The organism is Kribbella sp. (assembly GCF_035655035.1).
Classification (GTDB): Bacteria; Actinomycetota; Actinomycetes; order Propionibacteriales; family Kribbellaceae; genus Kribbella.
In genome coordinates this window covers 1-7,529 of sequence record NZ_DASRVN010000543.1, presented here as the reverse complement: position 1 = coordinate 7,529, position 7,529 = coordinate 1, and the positions used below count along the sequence as shown (strand labels likewise).

7 protein-coding genes and 1 riboswitch are annotated in these 7,529 nt (G+C 71.0%); of the genes, 4 read left to right on the top strand and 3 right to left on the bottom strand.

Features of this window, described 5'->3' with window-relative positions:
* Nucleotides 1–306: 306 nt before the first annotated feature.
* From VFF46_RS29405 to VFF46_RS29395, 3 genes are read right to left on the bottom strand one after another with little or no spacing between them, the layout of a single operon-like run.
* Complete coding sequence (locus tag VFF46_RS29405) at nt 307–1,173, bottom strand: NlpC/P60 family protein (protein WP_325040477.1); 867 nt, start codon at nt 1,171–1,173, stop codon at nt 307–309.
* Nucleotides 1,170–2,234: a dipeptide epimerase gene (locus tag VFF46_RS29400; protein ID WP_325040476.1), complete on the bottom strand. Its 1,065-nt coding sequence runs from the start codon at nt 2,232–2,234 to the stop codon at nt 1,170–1,172. The genes VFF46_RS29405 and VFF46_RS29400 overlap by 4 nt, the downstream gene beginning before the upstream one ends.
* Complete coding sequence (locus VFF46_RS29395) at nt 2,231–3,052, bottom strand: serine hydrolase (RefSeq protein ID WP_325040475.1); 822 nt, start codon at nt 3,050–3,052, stop codon at nt 2,231–2,233. Before VFF46_RS29395 ends, VFF46_RS29400 begins: the two co-directional genes overlap by 4 nt.
* A 43-nt stretch (nt 3,053–3,095) precedes the next feature.
* Here VFF46_RS29395 and VFF46_RS29390 point away from each other — a divergent pair, with 43 nt between their 5' ends.
* The 4 genes from VFF46_RS29390 to VFF46_RS29375 all read left to right on the top strand — a co-directional run.
* Entirely contained in the window at nt 3,096–4,079 is a 984-nt protein-coding gene (locus VFF46_RS29390; RefSeq protein ID WP_325040474.1) for a cobalamin biosynthesis protein, read from the top strand.
* Nucleotides 4,070–4,750: a phosphoglycerate mutase family protein gene (locus VFF46_RS29385; protein WP_325040473.1), complete on the top strand. Its 681-nt coding sequence runs from the start codon at nt 4,070–4,072 to the stop codon at nt 4,748–4,750. Before VFF46_RS29390 ends, VFF46_RS29385 begins: the two co-directional genes overlap by 10 nt.
* A complete protein-coding gene (locus tag VFF46_RS29380; protein ID WP_325040472.1) occupies nt 4,741–5,709 on the top strand; it encodes a DUF3500 domain-containing protein in 969 nt (322 codons plus the stop codon). Before VFF46_RS29385 ends, VFF46_RS29380 begins: the two co-directional genes overlap by 10 nt.
* Nucleotide 5,710: 1 nt before the next feature.
* A riboswitch (cobalamin riboswitch) is annotated at nt 5,711–5,825 on the top strand.
* 30 nt (nt 5,826–5,855) lie between these two features.
* Nucleotides 5,856–7,529 (top strand): cobaltochelatase subunit CobN (locus VFF46_RS29375; protein ID WP_325040471.1); only part of this gene is annotated, 1,674 nt, incomplete at its 3' end.

Here is a 7,529-nt window from a genome sequence, read left to right as displayed (position 1 = left end):
CCGTTCATCAACGGCGGCCACCACATCACCTGGGCCCCGGAAATCCCGATCTGGTTCTCCCTCGGCTTCATCATCATCACCCTCGGCATCACCACCGTCGCCAGCCTCGCCAAGTCCCGCAAAACCAACCACCCAGAACTCCACCCCAAACAGTCCTGACGGAACCGCCCGCCCCTCGCTCCGCTCGGGGCGGGTGGAAGGGCGGGGCACCTCTCGCGTTGAGTTCTGGCGGGATGCGCCGGCACCTGCGCGCGGGCGAGGCACCTCCCGCGCGCTTGGTTCACGTGCACACGAACTTGCTCGGGGTTAGAAGCGGGCGGCGGTTACGAGGGTGGTGCGGCGGTCGGCGGTGAGCGGGCCGTTCTCCAGGACCTTGCCGGTTTCGGAGGCGTGGAGCATGCCGGTGGGGGAGACGAAGCCGACGTGGTGGATCGGGAAGTTGTCGCGGGCGAAGAAGTACAGGTCTCCGGGGCGGGCCTCGTCGACGGGGATGTTCGGGAGGTCGGCGGCCTGGTCGTGGGCGTCTCGCGGGGTGCGGAGGCCGAGGACGCGGCTGACGGCGTGGACCAGCCCGGAGCAGTCCAGGCCGTACGCCGACGTACCGCCCCAGAGGTACTCCAGCCCGAGGAACTGCTCGCCCAGCCGCAACCGCTCGTCCACGTCCGACGGCTCCGACACGGACCGCAGTACGGCGTCCTGCAACCAGCCGGACCCGCCGTCAGGCGTCGCCACCCGCGTGTAACCGTCCGCGTGTTCAACAGACGCGAGTACCGTCGCGAACGACAGCTCCGCCACCGGCTGACCACCGGGCTCGCCCAGCAACGCGGCTGTCGGTACGGCGATCGCGACCGGGTCGGCGGCACTCGTCGGCAGCTCGCCGAGGTGGCTCGACGGGACCCAGCCCGGGTATCCGAGTTCGTCCTGCGACGACGGCTGCCAGGGCGCGAGGATCTCCGACCAGCCGTCGCGTTCCGAGCGCACCAGAACGGGCTCGGCGAACAGCAACTGGGTCAGCGTCCGGCCGTGCAGGCCGAGGCGGGTCTCGGTGTCCATCGATTTCGCCCAGGCGGCGACGTCGGGCTGTGCGGCGGTGGCGGCCGCGTCGATGTCACGCGGCGCGTCCGGCGAGGTCCAGACCGTGCTGACCGGGACCTTGGTGGCGGCTAACTTCATGACAGCAAGCCTGTCACGCCCAGTCCAGGAGCTGAAGGCAGGTGGATCAGCGAGCCTTCGTACCGGATGCCGCCGGTCACGGCCGGCTCGCGCAGCCACCAGGCGGCGTCGAGGTCGTTGACCGCGGTCGTCGGGTACGCCGACACCAGCGCGGCCGCCGCGCCGACCCCGACATGGCCCTCCATCATGCAGCCGACGATCGCGCCGATCCCGTGCTCGCGGGCCAGTTCGAGCAGCGTCCTCGCGGGCGCCAACCCTCCGCACTTCGCGAGCTTCACGTTCACCAGGTCGGCCGCGCCCCGGCGGATCACCGCGACCAGGTCGCGGACGCCGTACACGGACTCGTCGGCGAGGATCGGCGTACCGACCCGGTCCGTGACCCAGGCCATACCGTCCAGGTCGGCCGCGGCGACCGGCTGCTCGACCAGCTCGATCGCGCAGCCGGCGTCCTCCAGGGCGCGGATCACCGTGACCGCGTCGCGCCGCGTCCAGCCCTGGTTGGCGTCCAGGCGCAGCCGCGGCTCCGGCCCGATCGCGTCCCGCACCCGGCGGACCCGCTCGATGTCGCCGGTCGCACCGGTGCCGACCTTGATCTTGAGTACGTCGAACCCGTCCGCGATCCGCGCCTTCGCGGCCCCGGCGAGCGCGTCCGGATCGCCGACCGACAGCGTCATGTCGGTACGGACGACATCGACGGTCGAGCCGAGGAACCCGTGCAGCGTCTGCCCGCGGCGCCGAGCCGCGAGGTCGTGCAGCGCGACGTCGACCGCGTCCTTCGCGCCGAAGTTGCCGACCGCTGCGCCTTGTACGCGGCGGAGCGCCTCGGTGAGGTCGTCCGGCCCGAGCCCGTCGAGGGCGGCGGTGATCGGCCCTTCGATGCACGCCTGCGAACCGGCGAGCGAGTCTCCGGTCACCTTCCAGACCTGCGGCGCCTCGCCCCAGCCGCTCAGCTTGCCGTCACTGATCTCGACCAGCAGCGAGTCCGCGGTCGTGGTGGTCCGCAGCGCCGTGACGAACGGCGTGTGCAGCGGCGCCGACACCAGATGCGTGGTGAGCTTCACCGCACCGCCTCCAGGTCGTGCCGGTGGTTCCACGCCTCGAGCGCGATCGACGCGATCAGCTGCTGCGCCTCGCTGTCCGGCAGGTCGGACGTCGTACACACCACGACGACGAACGGGTCCGCGTCGGCCGGGCGAACGATGCCGCCGTCGTGGCGGATCCGGGTGTCCCAGCCGTTCTTGTGCTCGACCCGGGTGCCGGCGGGCAGCTTCGCGGGGATCTCGCCGTTCCACTGGTTGCCGGCCAGCAGGTCGCGCAGGTAGTCGCCGGAGGCACCTTCCTGGTTGCCGACCGCAACGAGTACGCCGGCCAGTCCGGCCGGGCTCATCAGGTTGCTGATCCCGGCGCGCTGCGCGGCGGAGTCGTCGATGCCACGCTGGATCTTGGATTCCGGGGACGCCGTCAGAGCGGAATCGGTGAGAGCCCGGTGCGCCGCGTCGACCCCGACCTGTTCGAGGACGAGGTCGGTGGCGAGGTTGCTGGAGCGGGTGATCATCTCGGTCGCCAGCCAGCCGAGCGGCACCTGCTCGCCCATCCGGGACCAGGTCGCGGGCGCCTCGTCCTCGTCGGGGTTCACCCCGAACCGCCCGCCGGCGGCGGACGCGAAGTCGTTGTGCACGGTCACCGGCTGGTCGAGCGCCAGCTCGCCGGACTCCACCTTGCGCATCATCGCCATCGCCACCGGCAGCTTCATCGTGCTCGCGGAGTAATGCGGCCGCTCCGCCTCGTGCACGAACACCGGTACGCCGTCCAGCCGGCCCAGCCAGACCCCGAACTCCCCGCTCCCGTCCACCTGCGAGAGCAGCTCCGCGATTCCCATGCGGTCACCCAATCACAGTCGTTCACCTGGCAGACTTCCCAGGGTGTCCAGCACAACCGGTAGAGCTCTCGGCATCCTCCTGGGCTTCACCGCCGACCGCCTCCTGGGCGACCCGCGCCGCTACCACCCGGTCGCCGGTTTCGGCCGTACGGCGTCCGCCCTGGAGCGACACCTGTACGCCGACTCGCGCGAAGCAGGCGTGACCTACACCGCGATCCTCGTAGGCACTACAACAGTCCTGGGCCTCGCGGCCGAGCGCCTGACCCGCAAACATCCCCTCCTCAACACCGCAGTAACCGCCGCCGCCACCTGGACCGTGCTCGGCGCCCGCAGCCTGGAGCGCGAAGCCGAGACCATGGCCGCCCTGCTGGAGGAGAAGGACATCCCCGGCGCACGCGACCGCCTCAGCCACCTGTGCGCCCGCGACGCGACCGACCTGGAAGCGGACGAGCTGGCCCGCGCCACGGTGGAGTCGATCGCCGAGAACACCTCGGACGCGTGCGTGGCGCCGCTGCTGTGGGGCGGGGTGTTCGGCGTACCCGGGCTGCTCGCGTACCGCGCCGCGAACACGTTGGACGCGATGGTCGGGTACCGCTCGCCGAAGTACGAGAACTTCGGCTGGGCGGCGGCGCGGCTCGACGACGTACTGAACCTCCTGCCCGCGCGGGCCTGCGCAGCGCTGACCGCGCTGACGTCCGGGCGGCCGGCAGGCGCCGTCCGCGTCTGGCGACGGGATGCGGGCAAGCACCCGAGCCCGAACGCCGGCCCGGTCGAGGCGGCCTTCGCGGGCGCGCTCGGGCTGACCCTGGGCGGGACGAACGACTACGGAACGTACGTCGAGAACCGCGGCACGCTGGGCGACGGCCCACCTCCGACAACAGCCGACATCCGCCGCACAGCGGCACTGGCCCGCCGGGTCGGTGTCTCAGCGGCGGGCGTCGCCGCGCTCACCGCACTCCTCGCACGCCAGGCTAGGCGCACCAGGACGCGGCGCGGAGCGCATGGGGAGTGGAAGAAATGGGTCTGAGTCATCGGCCGGTGCGGATCGTGCTGGTCCGGCACGGGGAGTCCGAGGCGAATCTGGACAAGACCGTGTACGAGCGGGTGCCGGATCACGCGGTTCCGCTGACGGCGCTGGGGCACGAGCAGGCGGCCAAGACGGGTCGGGAGCTTCGGGAGGTGTTCGAGAACGAGCCTGTGCGCGTGTACGTGTCGCCGTACCTGCGGACGCGGCAGACGCTGGACTCGCTCGGGCTGGACGACCTGATCGGCGTACCGCGGGAGGAGCCGCGGTTGCGGGAGCAGGACTGGGCGAACCTGCAGGACACCGCGGACATCGTGCAGCAGGAGCAGTTGCGGAACTCGTTCGGCCACTTCTTCTACCGGTTCACGCACGGTGAGTCCGGCGCCGACGTGTACGACCGGGTCTCGACGTTCCTGGAGACGATGCACCGGGACTTCGAAAGCCCGGGCGCGCCGAAGAACGTGCTGCTGGTGTCGCACGGGCTCACCATGCGGCTGTTCTGTATGCGCTGGTTCCACTGGTCGGTACGGTTCTGCGAGTCGCTGCGGAATCCTGGAAACGCGGAAACACGCGTCCTGCTGCGCCAGCCCGATTTCCGGTACAAGCTGGACCGGCCGTTCGAACAGTGGACCAAGTGTGAACCGACGGAACAGGAGCGATCGGCATGGTTGTAGAGCAGACGCGGGACGCCGTACTGGATCTACTGGCGAGCCTGTCGCCCGCACAGCTCGACAAGATCAGGGCGCCGTTCGACACACCGGACCACAAGGAGTGGACGTACTTGCCCGGCGACCGGGCCGGTCTGCCGCTGGCAGAGCTCACACCGGCTCAGCAACTGCTGGCCACGCGCCTGGTCGAGCTGGGCTGCAGTGAGCGCGGCGCAGCCGACTCCTGGGCTGTACTGGACGCGGAGGTCATCCTCCGCGGCATCCCGGCGCTGCCGGAGTCAGGCGACTGGGAGGGCTCGGTCCTTGGCGGCCGCTTCTTCCTACGCGTCCTCGGTGACCCGTCCGGTACCGGCCCGTGGGCCTGGCGGCTGAACGGCCACCACCTGGCGCTGCACGTGGCTGTGATCGACGGAGCCATCGCGTTTACGCCACAGTTCATCGGGTCGAACCCGGCGCAGGTACTGACCGGCCCTGAGACCGGGCGGCGGTTCCTGGTCGCTGAGCAGGATCTGGGCTTCGAGCTGCTGCATGCACTGGAGCCTGGCCAGCTGGAGGTCGCGCTGGTCTCACCTGATGCTCCTGACGACATCCTGACCCGCCACGACCCCGTGGCCGACGCGTCGCTGCTGCACCGCGGCCTGCCGTACGGCGACATGAACGAGCAGCAGCGGCAGCTCCTGAGTCTGCTGATCGGTCAGTACGTCGGACGCGCCGCCGGGCCGATCGGGCTGCAGACGTGGCAGGACATCACCGCACAGGGCATCGAGAACCTGACGTTCGCCTGGGCCGGTGAGACGACCCCGGGCGTCGGACACCGGCACTACTACTCGATCGCGGGGCCGACGTTCCTGGCGGAGTACGACAACACCCAGGACAACGCGAACCACATCCACTCGGTGTGGCGTGATCTTCGCAACGACTGGGGCACTGACCTGCTGGCTGCTCACTACGCGATGCACCGCTAGAGTCAGCAGCGTCATCGACGGCATCAGCAGGAACCCGGTGTGAATCCGGGGCGGTCCCGCCACTGTGACCCCGTTCAGGGGGAGTCAGGAACTGCCGCCGTCGTACCTGTAGCTGGGGCGTGGATACCCCGGGAAGGAACATACGCGTGGCTGCGAATCTTCTACTGCTGTCTACTGCTGACACCGATCTGCTGGCTGCAGCCGAGGCAGGCGCCGGGTGGGCGGTGGCCAACCCGGCGAGGCTTGAGCTCAGCCAGTTGGGCGAGCTGCTCGACCGCGCGGATGTGGTTGTGGTGCGGCTGCTCGGTGGGCGTCGCGCGTGGGAGGAAGGGCTTGACGCCGTACTGGCGTCCGGGACGCCGGCCGTCGTCGTCAGTGGTGAGGCGGCGCCGGACGCCGAGCTGATGTCGCTGTCGACCGTGCCGGCCGGTGCGGTGACCGAGGCGCTCGCGTACCTGCGGGAAGGCGGTGCGGACAACCTCCGCAACCTGGCCGGATTCCTGCGCGACACGCTGCTGCTGACCGGCGACGAGTTTGACCCGCCACGCGCGCTCCCGGCGTACGGCGTCCGTGGGACGTACGTCGAGGACGACCGGCCCGTGGTCGGCATCGTGTACTACCGCGCGCACGAGATCTCCGGGAACACCGCCTTCGTCGACGCGCTCGCGGCTGCGGTCGTCGAGGCGGGCGCGCAAGCACTTCCGGTGTACTGCGGAACACTGCGCGGGCTGGATCCGGCCGAGAACGTCGGGCTGTTCGACCTGCTGCGCAAGTGCGACGTACTGGTGACGACGCTGCTCGCGGCGGGCGGCGCGGTGGCGGCGAATGCGAGTGCCGGCGGTGCGGACGACGCGTGGGACGCGGGTGCGCTCGCGTCGCTCGACATCCCGTTGATCCAGGGGCTCGCGCTGACCTCGACCCGCGAGCAGTGGCTGGAGAGCGACGCGGCGGTCAGCCCGCTGGACGCGGCGACCCAGGTGGCGATCCCGGAGTTCGACGGGCGGCTGATCTCGGTGCCGTTCTCGTTCAAGTCGTACGACGCCGACGGGCTCGCGCGGTACGTACCGGACACGGAGCGGTGCGCGCGGCTCGCCGGGATCGCGGTCGCGCAGGCCCGGCTGCGGCACGTGCCGCCGGGCGAGAAGCGGCTGGCGCTGGTGCTGTCGTCGTACCCGACGAAACACGCGCGGATCGGGAACGCGGTCGGGCTCGACACCCCGGCGTCGGCGGTCGTGCTGCTCGGGCAGCTCGAGGCGGCCGGGTACGACCTCGGCGGGCTCGACCCGGCCGGCGACGAGAACGCCGGGCTGTTCGACCTGCTCCGGAAGTGCGACGTACTCGTGACGACGCTGCTGGCCGCGGGTGGATCGGTGGCGGCGACCGCGAGCGCCGGCGGGGCGGACGACGCCTGGGACGCGGGTGCGCTGGCATCGCTCGACATCCCGTTGATCCAGGGGCTGGCGCTGACCTCGACCCGCGAGCAGTGGCTGGAGAGCGACGCGGCCGTGAGCCCGCTGGACGCGGCGACGCAGGTGGCGATCCCGGAGTTCGACGGGCGCCTGCTCGCCGGCGTCGTCTCGTTCAAGGAGCGCTCGGACGCGGCCGGCTCGCCGGTCGGAGCCGCGGTCGCGCGCTACGTGCCGGACCCGGAGCGCTGCGCGCGCGTCGCGCGACTCGCGGTCCGCCATGCGCGGCTGCGCCGCATCGCGCCGGCCGACCGGCGGGTGGCGGTGCTGCTGACGAGCTTTCCCACGAAGCACGCCCGCGTCGGGATGGCGGTGGGGCTCGACACGCCCGCGAGCGCGCTGGCGCTGCTGGAC

Coding starts and splice junctions, on each gene's coding strand:
- VFF46_RS29405 (WP_325040477.1), bottom strand. CDS start 1,173: ATGAAGTTAGCCGCCACCAAGGTCCCGGTCAGCACGGTCTGGACCTCG.
- VFF46_RS29380 (WP_325040472.1), top strand. CDS start 4,741: ATGGTTGTAGAGCAGACGCGGGACGCCGTACTGGATCTACTGGCGAGC.
- VFF46_RS29395 (WP_325040475.1), bottom strand. CDS start 3,052: ATGGGAATCGCGGAGCTGCTCTCGCAGGTGGACGGGAGCGGGGAGTTC.
- VFF46_RS29385 (WP_325040473.1), top strand. CDS start 4,070: ATGGGTCTGAGTCATCGGCCGGTGCGGATCGTGCTGGTCCGGCACGGG.